The 23,953-nt window shown below is 27.0% G+C and carries 25 protein-coding genes; 9 read left to right on the top strand and 16 right to left on the bottom strand.

Annotated elements, in window-relative coordinates; translation table 11 throughout:
- Positions 1–12: 12 nt before the first annotated feature.
- The 10 genes from CRV01_RS02645 to CRV01_RS02600 form a co-directional block, all read right to left on the bottom strand.
- Entirely contained in the window at positions 13–369 is a 357-nt protein-coding gene (locus CRV01_RS02645) for a DUF2237 family protein (protein WP_129006702.1), read from the bottom strand.
- 96 nt (positions 370–465) lie between these two features.
- A complete protein-coding gene (locus tag CRV01_RS02640; protein ID WP_129006701.1) occupies positions 466–1,317 on the bottom strand; it encodes an ABC transporter ATP-binding protein in 852 nt (283 codons plus the stop codon).
- A complete protein-coding gene (gene modB / locus CRV01_RS02635; protein WP_129006700.1) occupies positions 1,314–2,015 on the bottom strand; it encodes a molybdate ABC transporter permease subunit in 702 nt (233 codons plus the stop codon). The genes CRV01_RS02640 and modB overlap by 4 nt, the downstream gene beginning before the upstream one ends.
- Positions 2,008–2,409, bottom strand: a complete 402-nt coding sequence (locus CRV01_RS02630; RefSeq protein ID WP_129006699.1) for a molybdopterin-binding protein — start codon at positions 2,407–2,409, stop codon at positions 2,008–2,010. The genes modB and CRV01_RS02630 overlap by 8 nt, the downstream gene beginning before the upstream one ends.
- Positions 2,406–3,152 carry a molybdate ABC transporter substrate-binding protein gene (gene modA / locus CRV01_RS02625; RefSeq protein WP_129006698.1) on the bottom strand — a complete coding sequence of 249 codons (747 nt, stop codon included), beginning with the start codon at positions 3,150–3,152 and terminating at the stop codon, positions 2,406–2,408. The genes CRV01_RS02630 and modA overlap by 4 nt, the downstream gene beginning before the upstream one ends.
- 1 nt (position 3,153) lies before the next feature.
- Positions 3,154–3,936 carry a TOBE domain-containing protein gene (locus CRV01_RS02620; RefSeq protein ID WP_129006697.1) on the bottom strand — a complete coding sequence of 261 codons (783 nt, stop codon included), beginning with the start codon at positions 3,934–3,936 and terminating at the stop codon, positions 3,154–3,156.
- 130 nt (positions 3,937–4,066) lie between these two features.
- Positions 4,067–4,909 carry a class 1 fructose-bisphosphatase gene (locus CRV01_RS02615; protein WP_129006696.1) on the bottom strand — a complete coding sequence of 281 codons (843 nt, stop codon included), beginning with the start codon at positions 4,907–4,909 and terminating at the stop codon, positions 4,067–4,069.
- A 71-nt stretch (positions 4,910–4,980) separates the two neighbouring features.
- On the bottom strand, positions 4,981–5,958 hold the full coding sequence (locus CRV01_RS02610; protein ID WP_129006695.1) for a 6-phosphofructokinase: 978 nt from the start codon (positions 5,956–5,958) through the stop codon (positions 4,981–4,983).
- A gap of 1 nt (position 5,959) precedes the next feature.
- A complete protein-coding gene (locus CRV01_RS02605; RefSeq protein WP_258238298.1) occupies positions 5,960–6,988 on the bottom strand; it encodes an AI-2E family transporter in 1,029 nt (342 codons plus the stop codon).
- Between the two features lie 10 nt (positions 6,989–6,998).
- Complete coding sequence (locus CRV01_RS02600) at positions 6,999–7,676, bottom strand: DUF502 domain-containing protein (protein ID WP_258238295.1); 678 nt, start codon at positions 7,674–7,676, stop codon at positions 6,999–7,001.
- 162 nt (positions 7,677–7,838) lie between these two features.
- Between CRV01_RS02600 and CRV01_RS02595 the strand changes: the two genes are divergently transcribed.
- From CRV01_RS02595 to mqnE, 6 genes are all read left to right on the top strand, one after another.
- On the top strand, positions 7,839–9,446 hold the full coding sequence (locus CRV01_RS02595; protein WP_129006692.1) for a cation:proton antiporter: 1,608 nt from the start codon (positions 7,839–7,841) through the stop codon (positions 9,444–9,446).
- A 195-nt stretch (positions 9,447–9,641) separates the two neighbouring features.
- The gene (locus CRV01_RS02590; protein WP_129006691.1) at positions 9,642–10,736 is read left to right on the top strand and encodes a pyridoxal phosphate-dependent aminotransferase family protein; all 1,095 of its coding nucleotides are present in this window, start codon (positions 9,642–9,644) and stop codon (positions 10,734–10,736) included.
- Complete coding sequence (locus tag CRV01_RS02585) at positions 10,733–10,975, top strand: fibronectin type III domain-containing protein (protein WP_129006690.1); 243 nt, start codon at positions 10,733–10,735, stop codon at positions 10,973–10,975. The genes CRV01_RS02590 and CRV01_RS02585 overlap by 4 nt, the downstream gene beginning before the upstream one ends.
- Position 10,976: 1 nt before the next feature.
- Complete coding sequence (locus CRV01_RS02580) at positions 10,977–11,627, top strand: carbonic anhydrase (RefSeq protein WP_129006689.1); 651 nt, start codon at positions 10,977–10,979, stop codon at positions 11,625–11,627.
- Positions 11,617–11,940: a hypothetical protein gene (locus tag CRV01_RS02575; RefSeq protein ID WP_129006688.1), complete on the top strand. Its 324-nt coding sequence runs from the start codon at positions 11,617–11,619 to the stop codon at positions 11,938–11,940. The genes CRV01_RS02580 and CRV01_RS02575 overlap by 11 nt, the downstream gene beginning before the upstream one ends.
- Positions 11,941–11,959: 19 nt before the next feature.
- Positions 11,960–13,021, top strand: a complete 1,062-nt coding sequence (gene mqnE, locus CRV01_RS02570; protein ID WP_129006687.1) for an aminofutalosine synthase MqnE — start codon at positions 11,960–11,962, stop codon at positions 13,019–13,021.
- Positions 13,022–13,032: 11 nt separating this feature from the next.
- Here mqnE and CRV01_RS02565 read toward each other — a convergent pair whose 3' ends face one another.
- Positions 13,033–14,310 (bottom strand): response regulator, encoded by a 1,278-nt coding sequence (locus tag CRV01_RS02565; protein WP_129006686.1) that lies wholly within the window; start codon positions 14,308–14,310, stop codon positions 13,033–13,035.
- Between the two features lie 24 nt (positions 14,311–14,334).
- On the bottom strand, positions 14,335–16,200 hold the full coding sequence (locus tag CRV01_RS02560; RefSeq protein ID WP_129006685.1) for a HAMP domain-containing sensor histidine kinase: 1,866 nt from the start codon (positions 16,198–16,200) through the stop codon (positions 14,335–14,337).
- A gap of 123 nt (positions 16,201–16,323) precedes the next feature.
- Here CRV01_RS02560 and CRV01_RS02555 point away from each other — a divergent pair, with 123 nt between their 5' ends.
- Positions 16,324–17,427, top strand: a complete 1,104-nt coding sequence (locus CRV01_RS02555; RefSeq protein ID WP_129006684.1) for a sensor histidine kinase — start codon at positions 16,324–16,326, stop codon at positions 17,425–17,427.
- A gap of 4 nt (positions 17,428–17,431) precedes the next feature.
- On the opposite strand, the gene CRV01_RS02550 is transcribed toward CRV01_RS02555, so the two are convergent.
- From CRV01_RS02550 to CRV01_RS02535, 4 genes are read right to left on the bottom strand one after another with little or no spacing between them, the layout of a single operon-like run.
- Entirely contained in the window at positions 17,432–19,024 is a 1,593-nt protein-coding gene (locus tag CRV01_RS02550) for a hypothetical protein (RefSeq protein ID WP_129006683.1), read from the bottom strand.
- 14 nt (positions 19,025–19,038) lie between these two features.
- Complete coding sequence (locus CRV01_RS02545; protein ID WP_129006682.1) at positions 19,039–19,653, bottom strand: lysophospholipid acyltransferase family protein; 615 nt, start codon at positions 19,651–19,653, stop codon at positions 19,039–19,041.
- Complete coding sequence (gene miaB / locus CRV01_RS02540; RefSeq protein WP_129006681.1) at positions 19,653–20,966, bottom strand: tRNA (N6-isopentenyl adenosine(37)-C2)-methylthiotransferase MiaB; 1,314 nt, start codon at positions 20,964–20,966, stop codon at positions 19,653–19,655. Before miaB ends, CRV01_RS02545 begins: the two co-directional genes overlap by 1 nt.
- 17 nt (positions 20,967–20,983) lie before the next feature.
- The gene (locus tag CRV01_RS02535; RefSeq protein ID WP_129006680.1) at positions 20,984–21,226 is read right to left on the bottom strand and encodes an HP0268 family nuclease; all 243 of its coding nucleotides are present in this window, start codon (positions 21,224–21,226) and stop codon (positions 20,984–20,986) included.
- A gap of 149 nt (positions 21,227–21,375) precedes the next feature.
- Between CRV01_RS02535 and nusA the strand changes: the two genes are divergently transcribed.
- Both nusA and cysS read left to right on the top strand, forming a co-directional pair.
- Positions 21,376–22,542 (top strand): transcription termination factor NusA, encoded by a 1,167-nt coding sequence (gene nusA / locus CRV01_RS02530; protein WP_129006679.1) that lies wholly within the window; start codon positions 21,376–21,378, stop codon positions 22,540–22,542.
- The gene (gene cysS, locus CRV01_RS02525; protein ID WP_129006678.1) at positions 22,542–23,942 is read left to right on the top strand and encodes a cysteine--tRNA ligase; all 1,401 of its coding nucleotides are present in this window, start codon (positions 22,542–22,544) and stop codon (positions 23,940–23,942) included. Before nusA ends, cysS begins: the two co-directional genes overlap by 1 nt.
- Positions 23,943–23,953: the final 11 nt, after the last annotated feature.

Below are 23,953 nucleotides of genomic sequence, written 5' to 3'. Positions count from 1 at the left end.
GAGATTTCCTTTTTAGATCTTATACTCTAAAAGTATCTCTTTTTTTATAAATTTAGTTGTGGCATTAGAAGTAGCTTGGGCATCAATTTTAGGAGCACATCCTGCTTCATATGCTTCTTTCCATCTTAATGCACATAAACACCATTTATCACCCTCTTTTAAGCCAGGAAATCCAAACTGTGGTACTGGTGTAGTTAAGTCATTACCTTGTTTTTTAGAAAACTGTAAAAACTCATTTGTCATAATTGCGCATACTGTATGAGTTCCTTGATCTTCTAAAGATGTTCTACAAACTCCATCTCTATAAAAACCTGTCATAGGTGAAGTACAACAAACGCTTAAATTTGTTCCTAAAATATTTGTTTGCATTTTTTATCCTTTTAATTGTCAAGATTTTATAGTTTTAAACTTTAGGATAAAAAAAGTTTCTAAACTTTATTAATAAATTTATCTTTTTATAATTTTTTATGCTTTTATAATAGGAGCAAAGGCTTTAGTACTTACTCTTACATCTTGACCTACTACTAAATCTTTTGCTTCATTTGAGGTGATTGTTACTTCTACTAACTGTTGACCAATTGCAACTATTGCAATATTTATCACATCTACTTTAATTATATCAAGAAGCTTTCCCTCAAAGGAGAACTTTGCACTTCCATTTGTTTTTAATAATACACTTTTTGCATTGCCATCATCTATTATTTTTCCATCTTTTAAAACAAGTACTCTATTACTTAGTTTATAAATTTCACTTGGATCATGGCTTACTAAAATAGTAGTAGTTTCAAACTCTTTATGTAATTGTAATATCTCATCTTGAAGTTTTAATCTCATACTTGGATCAAGAGCAGACAATGGTTCATCCATTAAAAGAAGTTTTGGTCTATTCATTAAAGCTCTACAAAGACTTACACGTTGTTTTTGTCCCCCACTTAAACTATTTGGTAATCTATTTTTTAAAGCTTGTAAATCTGTTATTTTTAAAAGATGATTTGCTAACTCTTTATCTTTATTTACAAAAAGCAGATTATCCCAAACTGTCATATTAGGAAAAAGGGCATAGTCTTGAAAAACAAAACCTATTTTTCTTTTCTGTACTGGTAAAAACTCTTTTTTATCTTGCCAAATTTCATTACCTACTTTTATAATTCCTTCTGCTTTTTCAAGTCCTGCTAAGCATCTAAGAAGAGTTGTTTTACCACTTCCACTAAGTCCAGTTAACGCAATAAAATCTTTATTATTAATATTTAAATTTACATCAAGATTCATGACTCCTAGTGAGCCATGAAGTTCTTTTTTTATATCTATTTCTATCATCTATGAAGTCCTGTGAACTTTTTATTATATTTTTGATTAAAGATATACACACAAAGTAAAACTATAAAACTAATTAATAACATAATCAAACTATATATATGAGCTGAATTATAATCAATAATTTCCACAAACTCATATATAGCAACTGCTGCAACTTTAGTTTCACCAGGAATACTTCCACCAACCATTAAAACAACTCCAAATTCACCAACAGTATGGGCAAAGGTTACTATTATTGCAGTTAAAACTGCTGGCTTTACATTTGGTAAGGCAACTCTTAATAAAGTCTCAAATTTACTTTTTCCAGCTATTAAACTTGCCTCAATTATATTTTTATTTATACTTTCAAAACCACTTTGCAAAGGTTGAACCATAAAAGGTAAAGAATAAAAACAACTAGCTATTACAACACCAGTAAAAGTAAAGACTAATTTTATTCCAAATACTTCATCAAAAAATGCCCCAATAGGAGAATTTATAGATAAAGAAAAAAGAATATAAAAACCTATTACAGAAGGAGGTAATACAATTGGTAAAGCAGTAATTGCTTCTATAAAAGGTTTTATTTTAGAGTTTGTTTGAGATAAATACCAAGCAAGAGGAAGTGCACTAATAAATAAAATCAAAGTTGTTACAAAAGCTAATTTAAAAGATAAAAAAAGCGGTGCAAAATCTAAATTGCTAATAGTCTCAATCATTACACACATCCAATATAGATAAAGCACTTGATTTGAAAAATAAAGTAATCTTATCATCAACTTTTAAATTCATTTTTTCTAAAGACTCAGTTGTAACTATTGTTTCAATAAAAGTATCATCGATAATACAAACTATATTAGTTAATAATTTTCCTTTTTCAATACTTTTTATATTTCCATGAAGTTTATTTGAAGAGCTTATTTCACCTTGTAAATTCTTTGCAATATTTATATTTGTAGGCTTTACACTTAATATTACTTTTTTATTCTCTTTTATGTCTTCAGTTAAATCAAGACTAATCATTGTCAATTCATTTGATTTAAAAGAGAAAGTAACTAAGTTTAAACTATCGCTACTTTTTATTTTTGATACTCTTGCTTCAAACTTGTTCATGGAACTAAATATCCAAAATCTTTAAATATCTTTTTTGCTTTAGCACTTAAAATGAAGTCATAAAAAGCTTTTACTTCTTTATTATCTTTTGCATTTTTAAGAATAATAATACCTTGATTAATTGGGGTATAAAGTTTTGGGTCAACATCAGTCCAGTTAATTCCTTCTTTGTATTTTTTCATTTTTTTACTATATAAAGATGATTTTGCAATAAAACCAAGTTCGGCAGCTGTAATAGAAAAAGATACTGTTTGAGAAATAGATTCACCATATACAAACTTCTTTTCTATACTCTTATAAAGCTTTGCATTTTTTAAAGCTTCTACAGTAGCTTTTCCATATGGTGCAGTTTTAGGATTAGCAATAGCTATTTTTTCAATATTCTTATTCTTTACTATATTTATACCTTTTGAGAAATCTTTCTCTTTAGAACTTAAAATAGCAAGACTTCCTTGAGCATATACTAGTGGTTTTGTTAAGCTTAAACCATCATTATCCAAAGTTATAGGATATTTCATATTTGCAGCCATGAATATATGATATGGAGCTGCATTTTTTATTTGAGCAGTAAGCTTTCCACTACTTCCTAAAGTAACTAATACTTTAGTATCTGGATTTTGTTTATTGAACTGTTTTATTAAATCATCAATTGCATAACTAACATTTGCTGCAACTGCAATATTTATTGTTCCTGCAAATAAACTTGTTGAAATTAAAAACATTAATACTAATAACTTTTTCATTTTATTTTCCTATCATAATATCATTTGCTTTTATATAAGCATATACTTTTTTATCCTCTTCTAGACCTAATTGTTTAACAGCTCCTGTAGTTACAATTGATGAAATACTTTGTCCTTCACCTATATTTATTATAACTTCACTATTTGTTTTATCTTTTATAATAGAACTAATTGTTCCTTCTATTTTATTTCTGGCACTAATTGCAATATCTCCTGAAGTAGATAACAAAACATTAATTGATTTAAAAATTGCAATTACTTCACTATCTTTTTTTATATCTAGACTTTGCATTGCATCATTAGAGATATTTGCAAAAAGTTCATGTCCACTTTTTGGTACAATAACTACATTTGCACTTACATCATTTGATACTATTTTATCAACTCTTCCTACAATCTGATTTCTGGCACTAATTTGCATAGCTAATCTTCCTATCGTTTTTAATGTTCCTGTATCTATATCTGTTGCTTCTTTTAATCTATTTAAAAAACTTTTTTGTTCTTCCTTTAAAAAAAGATACGTTTTTAATAGATTTTCTCCATAAGAAGTTAAAGAAGTTCCTCCACCACCTTTTCCTCCTTTTTCAGTTAAAACAACTGCTTGAGAAGAAAGATTATTCATTGCATCTACTGCTTCCCATGCTTTTTTATAACTCATGGGTACTTCTTTTGCAGCTTTACTTATGGAACCACATTTTTGTATTGCAAAAAGTAATTCAATTCTTTTTTCTAATAAAAAAGGTTGGTCTAACAGTTCTAAAGTTAAGTTTGATGATATTTCCAAAATATTCCTTTTCATTATATACTTTAGTATATAACGTACTATAAAAGAATGTTAGCGTTGTATACCTTAATACATATTGAAAAGTGAATTTTAGTTTTTTGATTTTGCATAGCCTAAAAAAGGCTATACTTTAGTTAGATAAAGAGTCTTCTACTTTTTGTACTTCAGAAGATGAGCCAAAATAAATAGGTGTTTTATCATGTAATCCAATGTTTGTCATATCTAAAATACGACCTTTATTATTAATTGCTCTTCCACCAGCTTGTTCAATAATATATGAAATAGGGAAAGCCTCAAATAATACTTCTAGTTTTCCTTCTGGAAAAGAGTTTGTTGCAGGAGATGAGTATAAACCACCCCTTTTAAATAAAATCTGATGAGTATCAAGTGCCAATGAATCAGAATATCTTAATCTATAACCTTCATTAAAGAAGCTATCAATTAATTCTTTATGTTCTTTTGTCCATTCACTTGCAATTCCACCTGTTGAATTAATTTTACCTTTTTTCTCCAATGTTAAAGGATCTTGTTCTATAAACTCACCATCTTCATAAGAGAAATAAACCACACCTTCTGATTTTGAAGCAAATACTAATTGGAAAGTTGGTCCATAAGTAATATACATAGCTGCTTTTAAGTGGAAAGCATCCATTTGATGTTCATAAATTCCAAAAATAGTTCCCAATGAAAAATCTACATCTAATAAATCTACATTATCAATTGCAACATAAGAGATTTTATATTTCCCATTTTCATTTATTGTGGTATATTCTTTGTTATCTTTTCCAATAAATCCATGAACTGATTTTACTCTTTTGAATTCTCTTTCAATAATCTTTGAACAAAATTTGTGAACACTATCATGCATTTGTTGATTATCTAATCCAGATGATAAAAACTTTTCACAATCAACAAATACGTTTTTTTCTATATCTTCTGCAATATTTGTAATGGCATTAAAAACTGCAATCATAAAATTTAGCCTCTTTTATTTTTATAAATTAGTATATATAATATCAAGTAATTGGTTAAAGCCCTATAAGTCTAATTTATTAATCTCTTTCCTAGATTAAGTAACTCTTCTTTTATTTCATACTTAGATGAATTTACATAATCAATAGATACAAACTCAAATTCACCTTTATTGTAAATAATCACACTACTTGAAAAATCCTCTTTTAAGATTTCATCAATAGCAAAAGTTACAAATTCAGATGCCATAAGTCTATCATAAACTGTTGGGTTTCCACCCCTTTGAATATGACCTAAAATAGTTGCTCTTGTTTCTATTCCTACATCTTCTTCAAGCCATCTAACAAGTTCATTTGTAGTTGTACATCTATTTTTTGAGCAACCTTCTGCAACAACACAAACTATATATTTTCTTCCATTTTTAAGCTCTTCTTTTAATCTTTTTCCAATCACATCTAAATCATAATCAAGCTCTGGAATCATACAAACCTCAGCACCACAAGTAATTGCTGAAACAAGGGCTAAATATCCACAATCTCTTCCCATAGTTTCAATTACACAGGCTCTTTTAAATGAAGCAGAAGTGTCTCTTATAGCATCTGTTGCTTCTCTTATTATATTAAGTGCAGTATCAACACCTAAACAATATTCTGTTCCAAAAATATCATTATCAATGGTTGCTGGTATTCCTACAAATTTTATTCCAAAATCGTCATAAAATTGATTTAAAGCTCTAAAAGAACCATCTCCACCTAAAATAATGAGTTTATCAATTCCATGTTTTTGTAGATTTTCAAAAGCTTGCTTTCTATACTCATATTCAAAAAATCTCTTTGACCTTGAAGACCTTATTTTTGTACCACCTTCATGCATAATTCCAGCAACATCATCAAAAGTAGCCTCTTTTATACTGCCATCAATCAGACCTTCTAAGCCATCAAAAATCAAAAAAGGTTTTATTTTTTTACTAAGACAATAATCTACAAACTGTTTAATTGCAGGATTCATCCCTGCACAATCTCCACCTGAAGTTAATATTGCAATTGACATTTTAAACCTTCCTTTCTTTTTTATGAGAGATATCGGACATTAAAACTGCTATCCATTGAGTACTTGTATTTGTACTAAAAGCAATTTTTAATGTCATAGTAATTGGAACGGCTAAGAACATTCCAACTATTCCTAAAACCCATCCCCAAAGAATAAGTGAGAAAAATATAACTAAAGGAGATAGACCTAACTCTTTTCCCATAAGTTTTGGTTCAATAATATTACTAATTGAGATATTAATAACAACATAAAATACAATCAATATAATAGTTGTATTTAAATCTAAACTTACAAGGGATAAAAGTACTGCTGGTATTGCTGCAATAATAGAACCTACAACTGGTATAAAATTAAATAACATAGCAATTACACCCCAAAGTATTGGGTAATCTACTTGAAAAAATATAAGACCAATTGCTATGATAAAACCTGTTAGAAAACTTGTTGTACTCTTTACCAAAAAGTATTTTTGAATATTGTGAGAAAATTCTTTAAAATGTTCTAACTCTTTTCTTTTTTGTTTAAAAATCACTTTTAACTTTTTTTCAAAAGATTTTGACTCTGCAAGAATGAATGCAATCCCAATAACTATAAGTAAAAATTTAGAAAGAAAAGTTCCAATACTTCCAATTATATTTGTAGTAAATCCAAAAAATGAACTAAAATTTAGTGCATCTAAAATCATCTTTTTATCAACTACTACACCATAACTTTCACCTAATGCTATTATTTGTACAACCAAACCTTGCAGTTGTTTTTCATATTGAGGCATATTTAAAATAAAATTCTTTAATGAAATATTTACTATATAAGCTAAAAACAAAGATAAGAGTACAAAGATTGATATTACTAAAACATATGAAATTAGTCTTGGTATATGCTTTTGCTCTAAATACTTTAAAAGTGTTGAGAAAATCGAAGAGATAAATATTGCTAAAAATAGTATGACTACAATTTCACTAGCAACTTTTAAACCTGCAATTATTACTACTAAAGTAGCCAAATAAAAAAAATAGTGCCTAATATTCACTGAATCCAAACTATTGTTCCTTTTGTTTATTTTCTTCTAAAACTTCAGATAATGCTTTAAACTCTTCTATACTTTTAGGTTCAATATTTACTATATCAGCTAAAGACTTAACACCCATTGATAAAAGATATTGTAAATTTGAATCAAAAGTTGCCTCTTCTATAACTCTAATTTTGTCTTTATGTACTTCAAACATAAAACCTCCATTTGGAATAGGAGTCATTGATAAAACAACTGTAAAATGATCTTTAACAACAGACTCTTTAGTTGAGTACATTAAACCTATATTATAGTCATCCTTTGAAAACCCAGAAATTAAAACTACTAAAACTTTCTTTTCACCTGATTTTGAAGTATTAAAGATATTTACTAGCTCTTTTATTGTAGAAAAACCTGGTATTTTTGAATAAACTCTTTGAATAATATCAACTAATTTTGTTTCTGCAAATACACCTAAAATATATGCAAATAAAAACATAATTACTACACCAAAAATTGTCCATAAAAAAGGGAATTTTTCTGGTTCAAAGCCTAATAATTCAAACATGCTTCCAGTTAATTGATTTATTTTTTCATAAATCCAAATTACAATTATAGTAATTGCTGCAATTGGAGCTAACCAAAAAAGTCCTTTTAAAATAACTGTTACTACATGGTCTTTCCCATGGGATAAATATTTCTTTAACATCATTTTCCTTATTTAAATAAAACCATATTATAGCCACTTACAGTGCTTTTTTCATTAATAAATATATGCAATTATAATATTTTTAATAAGAATAATACAATTGAAATATTTAATATACACCTGTTAATGATAATTATTAACTTTTTAAGATAAAATTCAATCATGGAAAATACACTATTTATATTATTTGTTTCACTTGCACTTGCAACTGTTCTAAACTTAGTATTAAAAAAATTATCAGTATCACACATAATTGGATATATTCTAACAGGTACTATTATTGCTTCACTATTTAATTTAGATGAAAAAAGCACTTTACATACATTAGAATTAGTAGCAGAGTTTGGTATAGTCTTTTTAATGTTTACAATTGGGCTAGAAATGCCTTTAGAAAAAATAAAAAGAATGAAAAAACTTCTTTTTGCAAATGGTTTTTTTCAAGTATCAATTAGTGCAGTAATTATATTTTTGATTACTAAGTTTGTATATAATCTTGACACTACCTCTTCTTTAGTTATTGCTTTAGCTTTCTCTTTATCTTCAACAGCTATTGTGTTAAGTTACTTAAAACAATCAAAAGATATATATACTCCTTATGGAGAAAAATCAACTGCAATTTTAGTTTTCCAAGATTTAGCAGTTATTCCTATTTTACTTTTAATTACTTTTTTATCAACAAGTGGAAGTTCAATTGAAACTATTTTATTAAAAACTTTTATTTCTGCACTATTAATTATTCTTTTTATGTTCACAATTGGTAAAAAATTAATGGGATATTTATTACAGCTATCTACAAATACTAAAATAGAAGAACTGTTCTTAGCTTCTGTTTTATCAATAGTTTTAGGAGCTTCGCTTTTAGCCCATGAGTTAGGTTTCACATACTCATTAGGTGCATTTATTGCAGGGATGATTATTGCAGAAACAAAATATCATATAAAAGTAGAATCAGATATTGCAAGTTATAAAGACTTACTTCTAGGAACTTTTTTCTTTTCTATTGGTACCAAAATAAATATTTCATATTTTGTAGAAAATATCTTATACTTACTTATTGTTTTAGTTTTAGTAATGGCTATTAAAGGCTTAGTTATTTATTTCATTATTAAAATGGATTCAAACAAAAGTGATTCAGTTAAATCAGCTCTAGCTCTATGTCAAATTGGTGAATTCTCTTTTGCAGTATTTGCTTTAGCTTCATCAAATGGTCTATTAGAAGAAAAGTTAAGTAATTTTCTTATCTTAGTTACTGTTTTATCTATGATATTAACTCCTTTTATTGTAAACAATATCTATAAACTCTCTTCTTTTGTTATTACTGAGTTTTATGAATCTGATAAAATTTCACCAATTAACAAAAACAATCACATTGTGATTTGTGGATATGAAACTTTAGGAAGAATCATTGCAAGGGATTTAGAAAAAGAATACAGAGAATTTGTAATTATTTCAGATAACTTAAAACATGTATTATTAGCAAGAAAAAAAGGATATCTGGCATACTTTGGACACTTAGAAAAACTTCCTGTTATTGAGTCTTTACAAATAGAAAATGCCTCAAGTGTTATAATAACATTAAGTAATCTTACTAAAAAAGCTTTAATTTGTGAAGCTCTTTTAAAATATGATGAAAATGTAAACTTAATAGTAAAAATTGATTCTATTAAAGAAAAGAAATATTTAAAAAATCTAAGTATTAGAAACTTTATTCATGCTCAACAAGAAACTGCAAATTTGATTGTTAAAAAAAGTTTAGAAGTTACAATTTAATATGATTTAATTTGCAAGTAAATAAAAAAAGAGTGAGATATAAATCTGCACTCTTCTTATCTACTATGAAGGACGTTTAATTAGTAGGTGAAGAAATTATAACCACTCACTGTAGCAAAACAATAGCATTATGAAAAAATTTAACAATTTTTAAAAAATTTTTGTATATAATTGTGAAATTATTAGGAGTAATTATTGTACGAAAAAGAGTTGAACTCAATAAAAAAAGCTAATAGGTATCGTACTAGAAAAGTTTTTGATACAAATCTAATTGATTTAGCTTCAAATGATTACTTAGGACTTGCTTCTCAAAAAGAAATTTTTGAAAATACATACAAAAAACTTCACAAAGAAAAATTTACTTCACCCAAAGCTTCAATTGTTGTAACAGGATATTCTCAACTTCATAAAGATTTTGAAGATGATTTAAAAAAATATAATGGCTTTGAAGATGCTGTTGTTGTTGGAAGTGGCTTTTTAGCAAATATTTCTATGATTGAAGCACTTGTTAGAAAAGGTGATGTTTTATTTATCGATGAAAACTATCATGCAAGTGGTATGTTAGCAACTAGACTTCTAAATAAAAACCAAGTTGTTATTTTTAAGCACAACGATTGCCAAGACCTAAAAGAAAAATTTGAAAACAAAGAAGTAAAGGGAAGAAGAATTATTGCTATAGAAGGTGTTTATTCTATGGAAGGTGATTTAGCCCCTAAAGAGATTTTTGATTTTGCAAATGAAAAAAATGCTCTATTAATAGTTGATGAGGCACATTCTTCTGGTGTTTTAGGAGATAATCTTCTTGGAATATTTGATCTATATAAAATTCCTCCTAGAGAAAATCATATAAAAATGGGTACACTAGGAAAAGCATATGGCAGTTATGGAGCTTATATTTTAGCATCTAAAACAATAATTGATTTTCTTGTTAATAGAGCTAAAGCTATAATTTACACAACAGCACCATCTTTATTTGATATAGTTTCAGGTCATGAAGCCTTAAAATACATACAAAAAAACAAGGTTAAAATAAAAAAGAAGATTTCTTTAAACCTTAATATTGTAAATAGTATTTTGAATTTAAATTCACAAAGTTTGATTATTCCTGTACAAATTGCAGATAATAAAAAAGTTTTAGACCTGCAACAACAATTAGAAAAAGAAGGTTATCTAGTAGGAGCAATCAGGCAACCAACGGTAAAAAGTGCAATAATAAGACTTATTGCAAAAACTGATATAAAACAAAATGATTTAGAGTATGTTTGTAATTTTTTAAAGGAAGCAAAATGAGAAAACTACTTTTAATTCTTGCATTATGTGTTGCAACTTTTGCAAATGAGAATAATTTCGTAAATATGAAGAACTGTGAAAGTATAGCACTTTCAAAACTTACATCTATAGTATCTTGTCATCAAGTAGATTATCTTGTTGAATATAGAGTTGTAGATGATGCTGAAAAAGACCCTGTTAAAAAAGTTACAGTAGTAACTAAAGAAAATCAAGTTGTTATAAAAGACTTAGGAAGGTAGAATGATTTTAAACGAATTAATTAAAGGAAATGAAAAGTTCAGAAACTCTCAATATTTGGAGTTAGAGGACGGGATAAAAGATTTAGTCCTGAATGGACAAAAGCCAGAAGTTTTATTTATTGGTTGTTCTGATAGTAGAGTTACTCCTGATTTAATGTTAAACTCAAAACCTGGAGATATGTTTATTTTAAGAAATGTAGGAAATTTTGTACCTCCATATAAACATGATGAAGACTATCACGGTAGTGCTGCTGCTATTGAGTATGCAGTTGCTGTTTTAAAAGTAAAACATATTATTGTATGTGGACACTCTCATTGTGGAGCTTGCAAATCTTTATATGAAGATATTCCAATTACTGATTCATTGATTCATGTTAGAACATGGTTAAAACTTGGATATAAAGCTAAAGAAAGAACATTAAAAAATAAAAAGTTTACTACAGAAGAAGAGATGTATAGAGCAACTGAAAGAAACTCTATTAGATATCAACTTGAAAACCTTCTAACTTATCCAGATGTAAAAAGATTATTAAATGAAGGTGGAATTAAAGTTCATGGATGGTATTATGACATTCAAACTGCAAAAATCGATTACTATGATAGTAAAGACGATAAATTTAAACCTTTAAGTGAGTTTACATATGAGCCATAATATAGAAGTTAGAAGACTTCCTAAAAAAACTATTGTTATAATTGTAATCATGTCTATTGTTACTATTATAGGTTTTGCATTTATAACATTTACAAAAAACTTAAAAATGGAAGAAGCATTAAGTACTCTTGGTCACAAAAACATTTCAGATATACAAGTAGTAAACAGAATGAGTGTTGAAGATAAAGAAACTAAAATTAAAAGTACTGTTTACAAAGTTACTTTTTTTGATAAAAGTTTAAATAAAGAGTGTATTGGTTTTGTACATAGAAGTAACCATGGAAAATATAGTAAAGATATAGACTGTAAATAAATTAAACTAAGAAGAGAATATGAGTGTTTTAGAAAAGATTAAAAATAAACAAAGACTTGAATATGAAGATGCGATAAAACTATATGATTTAGACCTTTTTGAATTAGCATCAATTGCAAATGATATAAGAAGAGAAAAACATGGAGATAAAACCTATTTTAATATAAATAGACATATAAATCCAACAAATATTTGTAAAGATGTATGTCAATTCTGTGCTTATAGTGCAAGTAGAAAAAACCCTAATCCATACACAATGCAACATGAACAAATTTTAGAAACAGTTAAAAACTCATCTAAAAATGGTATTAAAGAAGTACATATTGTATCTGCTCATAATCCTGATACAGGATTAGAGTGGTATTTAGATATCTTTAAAAAAATCAAAAAAGATTTTCCTCATATTCATGTAAAAGCTTTAACTGCAGCAGAAATACATTTTTTAGCGCAAGAATATAATCTAAGTTATGAGCAAATTATTGAAAAAATGATTGAAAGTGGTGTTGATTCAATGCCAGGTGGTGGAGCTGAAATCTTTGATGAAAAGGTTAGAAAAAGAATCTGTGGAGGGAAAGTTAACTCTCAGCAATGGCTTGATATACACAGACTTTGGCATAAAGCAGGACATGAAAGTAATGCAACAATGTTGTTTGGACATGTAGAGTCAAGGGAACACAGAATAGACCATATATTAAGACTACGTGACTTACAAGATGAAACAAATGGTTTTAATGCTTTTATTCCTCTTGTATATCAAAAAGAGAATAACTATTTAAAAGTAAAAGAGTTTTTAACTGGTCAAGAGATTTTAAAAACTATGGCTATTGCTAGAATTCTTTTAGATAATATTCCCCATATAAAAGCTTATTGGGTGACTTCAACTGTAAAATTAGCCCTTCTAGCTCAAGAGTTTGGTGCAAACGATTTAGATGGAACAATTGAAAAAGAATCAATTCAAAGTGCAGCAGGAGCAAAAAGTGCAAATGGTATGCCCCTTGAAGAGTTTGTTGATTTAATTAAAAACTCTGGCTTTACACCAGTTGAAAGAGACTCTCTTTATAATGAGATAAAAGTTTGGTAACTTTTATCTTATTAAAATAGACTTTTCTTTTGATTTTTTATCTCTTCATTCTCTTCTTGTAAATTTGTAACTAAATCTCTTAAATCATTTATTCTTTTTTTATTTTCTAAATCTTTTTTTATATAATGGTCTAAATCATCTTTTTTTGATTGTAACATCTCTTCTAGACCTTTCATAGCTTTTTCTTGTCTTTTATTTACACTTTTTAAAGTATTTAAAGCTTTATACATTTGATCAAACTGTTTACTTTTATCTTGTCTAGTCATAAGATTTACTTTGTCATACTCTAGATTGTTTTTTTCATAAGCCTCTAATTGACTTAACAACTGTTTTCTTTTTATTTCTATTTGTTGTGCTTTTGTTTCCAAAGTAGAATTAATTGTTGTAAGATCTACAACTCTTTTTGCTAATTCTTCTTTTTCTTTATTTAAACCACTAATAGCTCTTTTATATTGAGATACTTGTTCTATATATTTTTTAAAGCTTTCTCTTTTTTTCAGTTCATCTTCTGTAACTAAAAATCTAACTGCTATATACTCTGAAATATCTTTACTTGAAGAATCAAAGATAGGAATAATTTTGGTATTTACAAAAAAAGTTGAACCATCTTTGGCTTGGTTTTTAAAGGTTCCACTCCAGATTTTACCATCTTGGATAGTTTCCCACAGATTTTTAAAAAACTCTTTTGGAACTTCAGGATGTCTTATTAACTTATGGGATTTACCAAGTAATTCACTCTCTTCATATCCAGTAACAACACAAAAACCATCATTTACATAAGTTATTTTTCCACTTAAATCTGTTTTTGAAACTATTGCTTCTTGATTTAAAATATCTAAATAAGTTTGTAGCTCTTTCTTTTGATTTTCATAATTCTTTTTATAAAAAACATCACTACAAAGTCTATTTAGCTTTTCATCAATTACTGTTAAATCTATTGGCTTTAAAATATAACTGTCAATATGTAAAGAGATAGCTTTTAATAATTGTTCAGTTTCAGTTCTTGCAGTAATCAGCATAGAAGGAATTTTATTATCTATTTCTTTTATCTTTTCAAACATTTCAAGGCCATCCATCTTAGGCATGTTTATATCACTAATTACTAAATCAAATTTATGACCGCTATTATATGCCTTTTCAAAGGCAAAAAAGCCATCTAATCCATTTGCACAAAGTTCTACATTATCAAATTTTCTTTGTAAAAATTTTCCTAATTTTTCCCTTGCTAAATCTTCATCTTCAACATATAAAATTTTTAAACTTCTCAGTTCTTCTTTATTCTCAATCATGATAAATCCTTTTTAAAGATTATGTTATATTTTTGAAATTAACTCTTCAGTTAATGGTTTTTTAACAAAATCAAATACTTGCTTTTTATACTCTTCTAATAACTCATTTTCAGAAATAAATATTAATTTACCTTCAAAATTTGCGATTATAAAATCTATTTCATCTTTTGATAAATTATCAATATCTACAACAACTTTTTCTTTTCTTTCAATAAAAGTCTTTAATTCATCAAAAGAAAATGCCTGTAAAACTTTATAATTTTTATTTAACTCAATGACTAAATTAAAGAAAACAATAGGGTCATTATTTAATACAATTATGTCTTCTTTTATTCTATTTTGTGAATCTGAATCTTCTTTATTTGAACTTATCTCTAAAAAATTCATTCCTTCTAAAAGATGTTTATTTTTTGGAAGTACTAAAGTAAATGTTGAGCCTTTATCAACTTCACTTTCGACGAATACATCACCACCTAATAATTTACTTAACTCTTTACAAATAGCAAGCCCTAATCCTGTACCACCATATTTTCTAGTTGTACTTCCATCTACTTGCTTAAATCTATCAAAGATATGTTCTAATTTATCCTTTGATATCCCTATTCCATCATCTTCAACTACTACTTTTATATTTGGTTCATCATCTAAAACTAAAAATTTAACCTGCCCTTTTTCAGTAAATTTAACAGCATTACTTAGAAGATTTTTTATAATTTGGCTAATTCTGTCTTTATCACTAAAGATAAAATCTAAAGAGTCATCTATATGATATGTAAACTCAATATTTCTCTCTTTTACTTGTAAATTAAACATATCATATATGCCATCAGCTAACTCTTTTAAATCAAGCTTATCATTGTTTAATATAATTTCACCAGCTTCAAGTTTAGAAAGATCTAGAACATCATTTATTAAAAACAATAAGTCTTTTCCGCATTTATTTATAATTTCTAAGTTTTTTATATCTTTTTCATTTAAAACACCTCTTTTATTTTTCATCATTACATTACTGATTACATTAATAGAATTTAATGGTGTTTTTAATTCGTGACTCATATTTGCCATAAAATCATCTTTTGATTTATTAGCATCTTCTAGTTCTTTTTTCTGTTCTTCTAGTTTATTTTTTTGAATCTCCCTAATCATTGTTAACTGTTGCATATTAATATAGGCTTCATTAATTCTTTTTGACATTTTATTAAATGTTTTAGCTAAGGTATCTAACTCATTTTTTTCTTTACTTTCTAGTTTTATTTCAATTACTTCATGCTCTACAACGTCAAATTTCTTAGTTGCATCAATTATTTTATTTAAAGGCTTAATTAAATGTTTTGTTGAGAATATTAAAAATAAAATTCCAAGGACAATCATACTTGCCAAAATATTTAAAAGAATTAAGAATATTGATTCTTCCATATTCTTAAAAATCTCATTCTCTTCTATAAATAAGAAAATAAAATATTCTCTTTCATTTATAGTAATACCTATTCCATGAGTCAATAAATCATTTGAGAATTCATACTGTAAATCAGGCAATCTAATTATTGATTTTATATTTTCTATATCAGAGGAAACAACTCCATGAAGATATATAAATCTTTGTTTACTTTCAATAATAGATATACCAGCAATATCTGTTGTTTCTTCTATGGCATTAGAAATATTATTTAGTTCTTTAACATTCTTATCTTTAATATTTTTTATCAAAATACTTTTATATACAGTTTCAATTTTTGTAAATACTTTTTCAATCTTTTTTTTCTCATTTTTATATTCAGTAAAAATTTGAAAAAGAACAAACAAAAATACAAAAACAAAGTATGTAAGATATACTCTATTAAATAAGTTTGAACCAATACTATTTCTAAATTTATCAATAATGTTTAGCATCTTTTTAAGAACCTTGAAGTTCTACTCCTTTAAAATATTAATAAAGTTATTATATATATAAAAAATACTATTATAGTATCATTTTAGAATATAATTTTAGATAATATGAAAAAAGGATATGTTATGGAAAATAGATTTTCTGTTTTAATTTTAGATGATGTTCAAGATAATATATACTCTTTAGAACTGTTAATTGAAGATTTAGACATAAATATTCACTCTGCACTAAATGCAAATGCCGCTATTAATATTCTTATGCAAGAAAATATTGATTTAATACTTTGTGATATTCAAATGCCAGATATAGATGGTTTTCAGTTTGTAGAATATATTAAAAGAATAGATAAATTAAAAGATATCCCAGTTATTTTTATTACAGGTATTTATGATAAAGATTTATATCAAAAGAAAGGTTATGATTTAGGAGCTATTGAATATATTTCAAAACCAATTGATGATGTTCTTTTAACTTCAAAATTAAAATCTTATATTGACCTTTTTAATAAAAATAAACAAATAAGAACATCACTAGAAAAAGCAAATAAACTTGCAGTTCACAATACAAAAATGGCTAGTATTGGAGAAATGATAGGAGTGATTTCACACCAACTAAAACAACCTTTAAATGTCTTATCAATTTATTGTGATGACATAAAGTTTGCTTACCAATACAATGAGTTAAACGATGAAATGGTTGATGAATTTTCTCAAAATACTAAAAAACAAATTCACTACATGAGAGATACAATTGATGGTTTTCTTAGTTTTTTTAATCCAGATAAAAATAAAAATAAATTTGAAATTAAAAAAGTTATTGAAAGTACACAAGAGTTACTTGGTTCTCAAATAAAAAAAGCAAATGTAGCCTTAGAAACTCAAATGCTCTCTAACTACACTTTAAGTGGTATTGATATGGAGTTATCTCAGGTTTTAATTAATCTAATTACAAACTCAATACAAGCCTTTGAAGAAAGAGGCATAAATGATAGGAAAATTGAGCTTATCACTTTTTCTAAAGATGAAAAGAATTATCTTATTGTAAGTGATAATGCAGGGGGAATAGAAGAAGAAAACTTGGAAAAAATATTTGACCCATACTATACTACAAAAGAAGAAGGAACAGGTGTTGGTTTATATATGGTTAAATTAGTAATCAAAAATAGTTACAATGGAAACCTAAAAATAGAAAATTTCCAAGATGGAGTTAGATTTATTATGCAGTTTTAATCAACTACTTTGGTTGATTAAACTGTAAGATAAACTCTACTTCAATACCTGCTTCTGTTTTAACAAAATTAACAGGATAATTGATATTTATAGAATACATCTCATTATTTAAAATTTCTATTATTCTAAAGAATTCTAATGGACTTTGAATTAAAACATTTACAAGATAATCAAAGCTTATATTATTCTCTTTAGAGCTAGATTTAAAGTTTACACTAGTATTTTTAGGGAACAACATTTTTAATTGTTCTGTTACTGTTATAATAGACATAAACTCATTTTTTAAATAAACATCTTTATACTCTTTTGTTTCTATTTGCTTTTTATCTTTAAAACCTTCTACATTAATTGTAGCTTTTAAAACAGGTTTCTTACTCTCTTTAAAACTTATATCAACTTCTTTATAATCTTTTTGTAGTTCAGGTTTTATAACTTTTATAAAAGTATCTTTATTTAACATATTTACATCAAGTAATAATTTATCATCATCAACTGTTAACTCAGTTAAAACCATATCATAAGGAATAACCTCTAAAGCTTTTAAAACTTTAAATTCAAGTTCTGAATTTATCTGCATATGATTTGGAAGAACAACTTTTCTTTTAATAGGTTTATTAACTATTTCTTTAGGTTTTGCAACAGTTTTAGTCTCTATCTTTTTATCTTCAAATCCTAACCATTTTTTATATGGTAATACAAAAGCACTTGCAGCAAAAACTACAGCAAAAATAGCTAATGCAAATACAAAATTTCTAAAAGTGTTTGTAGGTTTAGGTCTTGGTTTTATAAAGCTTTTATGAGTATGGTTATCTTTTGATAACTCAAATAGCTCTTCATCAACTGAAATTGGATGATAAGTTGTATCAATCATGAACTCATCACTCATTTGTTTTACTTGGTCATTTGTTAAAATTTTAATATTATAAAGTAGTGAAATTCTTTCTATAAATACATTTTTGCTACTTGCATAAAACTCTTCAATTGTATTTTGAATAGCTTCATTTAGTTCTAAAACATATACTTCATCAAAAAGTTTTTGCCCTAATACTTCATTTTCATAAAATTTACTCTTCTTAATATCATCAAAGGCAGTTAAATTAATTTTTTTATTAAATATAATCTCATTCTTTTCATTTAAAACTACACAAAATGCTTGGTCATTAAAAAGTAAAACTACTAAATTATTATTACAAGGATTTTGTTCTATATGAAGATTTAAAATATGATAAGCAGAGAAGATATAATCTACTCCACATTTTTCAAAATAGTTTCTAGTTTCAAAAAGATTGTTTTTAGAAATAGCAATATTATAGTCATTATTTAATACTGTTACTTCATAATCTTTAGGTCTTGGACTTTTCTTTTTTAAAAGTATTGTATCATCTGCAATTAGTAAACTAGAAATATATGTATTATTTATCTCTGAAGCATGGTTATTAAGTTTTGTAGCAATATCTCTTCCTAAGATATCATCTTTTGCAATAAAAGTAGAACTGTTAGTTTCTACTATGTCATTATTATTAAGTTTTTTATAATTAATTTTTAACTGATTAGTATATTTTATTGCATTTATATATAATGATTCTTTAGAAAACATTTTGAACTTTACCTTTAATCCATAGCATTAACTAACATTTTTTCTTTTATAAATGCTTTTGCTTCATCCATTTCCATCTGTGAAATATCAATTGGTTCTTCAATAAAAAACTCTAATTTCCCAAAAGGTTTAGGCACTATAAATTTATCCCAAGAGTTAAACTGCCAATATTTTGTAGCTTTGCAATTAAACACTAAGATTTTAGCATTAGTCTTCTTTGAAATAGCCACTATTCCATCTGCAACAGAATGTCTAGGACCTCTTGGTCCATCTGGAGTTATGGCAATATCATTTTTTGCTTTTATCTCTTTAATTGCAGCAATTAATGCTTTTGCACCACCTTTGCTACTAGAACCTCTAATAGAATGAATACCTAAATACTCAACTGTTCTAGTAATAGCTTCACCATCTTTGTGTTGGCTTATCATTGCACTTACTTTTCCAGCTGGCTTTAATTTTTTATAATTATATGGTTGCATTAAAAGTTCACCATGCCAAAAAGCGACTACAAATGATTCATTTTCATCTATTTTTGGATGGTGAAAAACTTTTTTACTTGTAAGGTAAATAAACCTTACAAATAATTGTAAAATAAAAGGCACTACTCTTGTTATTAAGAATGCTTTCATTAGCTTATAATTTCACCTTTTAGTGCAGTTCTTGTTGCGCCAGTTATTTTTACTTTTACTATTTCTCCTAATAATTCATCACTTCCTTTTACAAATACTTGACAATAATTATCTGTAAAACCAGCAATCTCACCATTAGGCTTTAAAGACTCAAATAGAACTTCTACAGTTTTACCAACATTTGAGTCCATTAATTCACTTTGATGTAATTTATGTAGTTCAATAACTTCTGTAAGTCTTGCACTACCAATTTCATCTTCTATTTCTAAATCTTTAAATTCTAAAGCTTTAGTATTTGGTCTTGGAGAGTATTTGAAGTTAAAGATTTGATCAAATTTAACTTGTTTGATTACATCAATTGTATCTTCAAAATCTTCTTGAGACTCACCTGGAAAAGCTACAATAATATCTGTTGTAATTCTTACATTTGGAACTAAATCTCTAATCTTTTTAGCTCTATTTAAAAACCACTCTTTTGTATATCCTCTTTTCATAGCTTTTAATACTTTAGTAGAACCACTTTGTAAAGGCATATGAATACATTTAGATATTTTTGGATTTTTTGAAAACTCTTCTATAAACTCATCATCCATATGTAAAGGATGTGGAGAAGTAAATCTTATTCTTTCTAAACCTTCTACTTTAGAAACCTCTTGTAAAAGTTTAGTAAAGTTTGTTTTAGCTCTCCCATCAGAGAATCTTCTTCCATATGAGTTTACATTTTGCCCCAATAAAGTTACTTCTTTTGCACCTTTTGCTACATCTTTTTCAACTTGCTTTACAATCATTTCAGGTGGAATAGAAATCTCATCACCTCTTGTTGCAGGTACAATACAATAAGTACACTCTTTATCACATCCAATAGAAATATTCACAGATGTTTTATATAAGGAATTAGAATTTTGTGCAAACTGGTAAGTTGAGTCATCATAGTCAATATCAATTTCAACTGAACCTTTTTTATCAACTACATCTTTGATTTTTGAAATATTTCTAGCTCCAACTACAAAATCTACATATGGAGCTCTTTTTATAATATCTTGACCTAAGTGTGAAGCTGTACATCCACAAACTCCAATCTTAGCGTCTTTTTTCTTTTTAATATTGAATTGTCCAATCTCTGAAAACAGTTTTTGAACTGGCTTTTCTCTTACAGAACATGTGTTAATAATAATTAAATCAGCATCTTCCATCTGATCTGTTGTTGTATAATTTTTATGTTCTTTTAATTCAGCAATTATATGTTGGCTATCAGTGTCATTCATTTGACACCCTAGCGTTTGTATAAATAGTTTTTTTTCTACATTACTCATTTATTTATTCGCTTTTATTATAAAGCATGTACCTCATACATGTACTCTTCATCAGCAAGTCCGTACTTAACTTCTCTGAAATATACGTTATAACCCTCATCTTCTAACGCATCAACTAAAGACATCATATCTTTGTGAGAGTTGTCTCTATCAAAATAGAATATTTTTTCACCGCTTTTATTTAACTCTTCTTTTATCTTATCAAGTTGAACTTTTTTTGGCTTTTCAGTAAGTTCATTTCTTGCAAATAATAATTCCATTTAATTACCTTTTTGTTTTTAATTAGCTAAATATTTTATCTTAAAGTTGCTTTAACTTGTATAAAAGAAGTTTTTGATATAATATTGTTCTATTCCACATTGAAAATCAAAAAACATCACATTTCAATGTTAAAAAAGAAGGTAATTTAATGGATAAAATTATTGATATACTGGATTCTATTGCCTATGAAAAAGGTCTAAAAGTAGAAGAAGTTGAAACAGCTTTAAAAGAAGCATTAATAAAAACTGCTGAAAAAATGGTAGATGAAACATTAACATTTGATGCGAATATAGATAGAGAAAATAAAAAATTAGAGCTTTCACAGAAAATAGAAGTTGTGCCAGATGGTGATAGTAGATCTTTAGGACTTGATAAAGAAGGAAACAATATTAATCCTGAAAACTTTATTGAGTTAAGTGAAGCAAAAGAGATTGACCCTGATTTAGAAGTTGGAGATACAGTTGATTATGACCTAGAGTTTGAAAACATGGGAAGAAATGCTGCAACAATTTTACATAGCAACTTTGAATATAGAGTACAAAGATATCTAGAAGAAACTTTAGTAACTAAATATAAAAATAAAATTGGAAAAACAATTAATGGTACAGTAACTAGAGTTGATAGACAAGAAAACACTTTTGTTGAAATTGGTGAAGTAAAAGGTATGCTTCCAAGAAAATCTAGAATTAAAGGTGAGTTCTTTAAAGTTGGAGATACTGTAAAAGCTGTAGTAAAAGCTGTAAACATTGATAAAGCAAATGGTTTAATTATTGAATTATCAAGAACTGCACCTAAGTTTTTAGAATCTCTTTTAAGAGCAGAAGTTCCTGAATTAAAAGATGAAATTATTTCTATTGAAGCAAGTGCTAGGATTCCAGGAAGTAGAGCTAAGATTGCTTTAACTACTACTGATCCTTCTGTTGACCCAATTGGTTCAATCGTAGGTGTAAAAGGTGTTAGAATTTCTGCTGTTTCTGCACAACTACATGGAGAAAATATTGATTGTGTTGAGTATTCAGCGATTCCTGAAATGTTTATTTCAAGAGCATTATCTCCTGCTATTATTCAAAGTGTAAAAATTGAAAAACCAGCAGAAGGAAATGATAAAGGTAAAGCAGTAGTTACAATTCCAAGTGACCAAAAATCAAAAGCAATTGGAAAAGCTGGTTTAAATATCAGACTTGCATCAATGTTAACTAGATATGAAATTGAACTTGTTGAAGTTGGTGGTTCAACTTCTTCAATGTCAAGTTCAGATAACCAAGAAGTTGAAAAAACTACAGATACTGCAAGCTTAGAGGCACTATTTAAGTAATGGCACTATTTGTTTATGACTCAGTAAAAAAAGAAAAAATTGAGTTTCAACCAATAAAAAACAATGATGTAAAAGTTTATGTTTGTGGGCCTACAGTGTATGATGATTCACACTTAGGTCACGCAAGATCTGCAATTGCTTTTGATATACTACATAGAACACTTAAAGCAAATAACTACAATGTTACTATGACTAAAAACTTCACAGATATTGATGATAAAATCATCAAAAAAATGCATGAAACTAATAAGTCATTAGAAGAAATTACAAATCACTATATTAATGCATATAAAAATGATATGCAAATTTTAAATATCTTAGATAACACTTTAGAACCAAAAGCAACACAAAATCTTGATGTGATGATTGAAATGATTGAAAATTTAATCTCAAAAGACATAGCCTACGCTACAAGTGATGGGATATATTTTGATGTTTCAAAAGATGAAGCTTATGGTTCTTTATCAAAAAGAGCAAGTGATGAAAACTCACAAGCAAGAGTTGAAGCAAATACTGAAAAAAGAAATCCAAGTGATTTTGCCCTTTGGAAATTTGAAAAACAAAATGATGTTAGTTTTGAAGCTACTTTTGGAAAAGGAAGACCAGGTTGGCATATTGAGTGTTCTGCTATGATTAATAAACATCTTGCATATAAAGATCAGCCTTTCCAAATTGATATTCATGGTGGAGGGGCTGACCTTCTTTTCCCTCACCATGAAAATGAAGCAGCACAAACAAGATGTTCATCAAAGTCTTCTTTAGCTAAATATTGGATGCATAATGGTTTTGTAACAATAAATGGAGAGAAAATGAGTAAATCATTAGGTAACTCTTTTTTCTTAAAAGATATTGTAAAATCATATTCAGGAGAAGTTATTAGATTTTATCTTTTAACAGCTCAATATAGAACAAACTTTAACTTCAATGAAGAAGATTTAATCTCTTCTAAAAAAAGACTTGATAAATTTTATAGAGTTAAAAAAAGAGTTTATGGGTTAGGAGCATCAGCTGTAAATAAAGAGCTTAAAGAAGATATTTTAAAAGCTTTAAATGATGATTTAAATACTCCAAAAGCAATCTCTATAATTGATGAATACATAACTAAAGCCAATGAAACTTTAGATAAAGAACCAAAAAATAAAAATATTAAAAAAGAATTAGTTTCAAGTTTTGAGTTTATAAATGAAGTATTAGGAATTGGATTTAATGATGCTTTTACATATTTCCAATTTGGTGTGTCACATGAAGATATTGAAAAAATTGAACAATTAATCTTAAAAAGAAGTGAAGCTAAAAAAAATAAAGATTTTGAAACTGCTGACAAAATTAGAGAAGAAATTTCTTCATTAGATGTATCTATTATGGATACTCCTAATGGTACAGTATGGGAAAAGCACTAAGCTTTTTCCAT

This window comes from Arcobacter sp. CECT 8983 (genome assembly GCF_004118855.1).
GTDB lineage: Bacteria > Campylobacterota > Campylobacteria > Campylobacterales > Arcobacteraceae > Halarcobacter.
The sequence above is the reverse complement of the archived record's forward strand: the minus strand, read 5'-3'. Positions and strand labels throughout refer to the sequence as shown.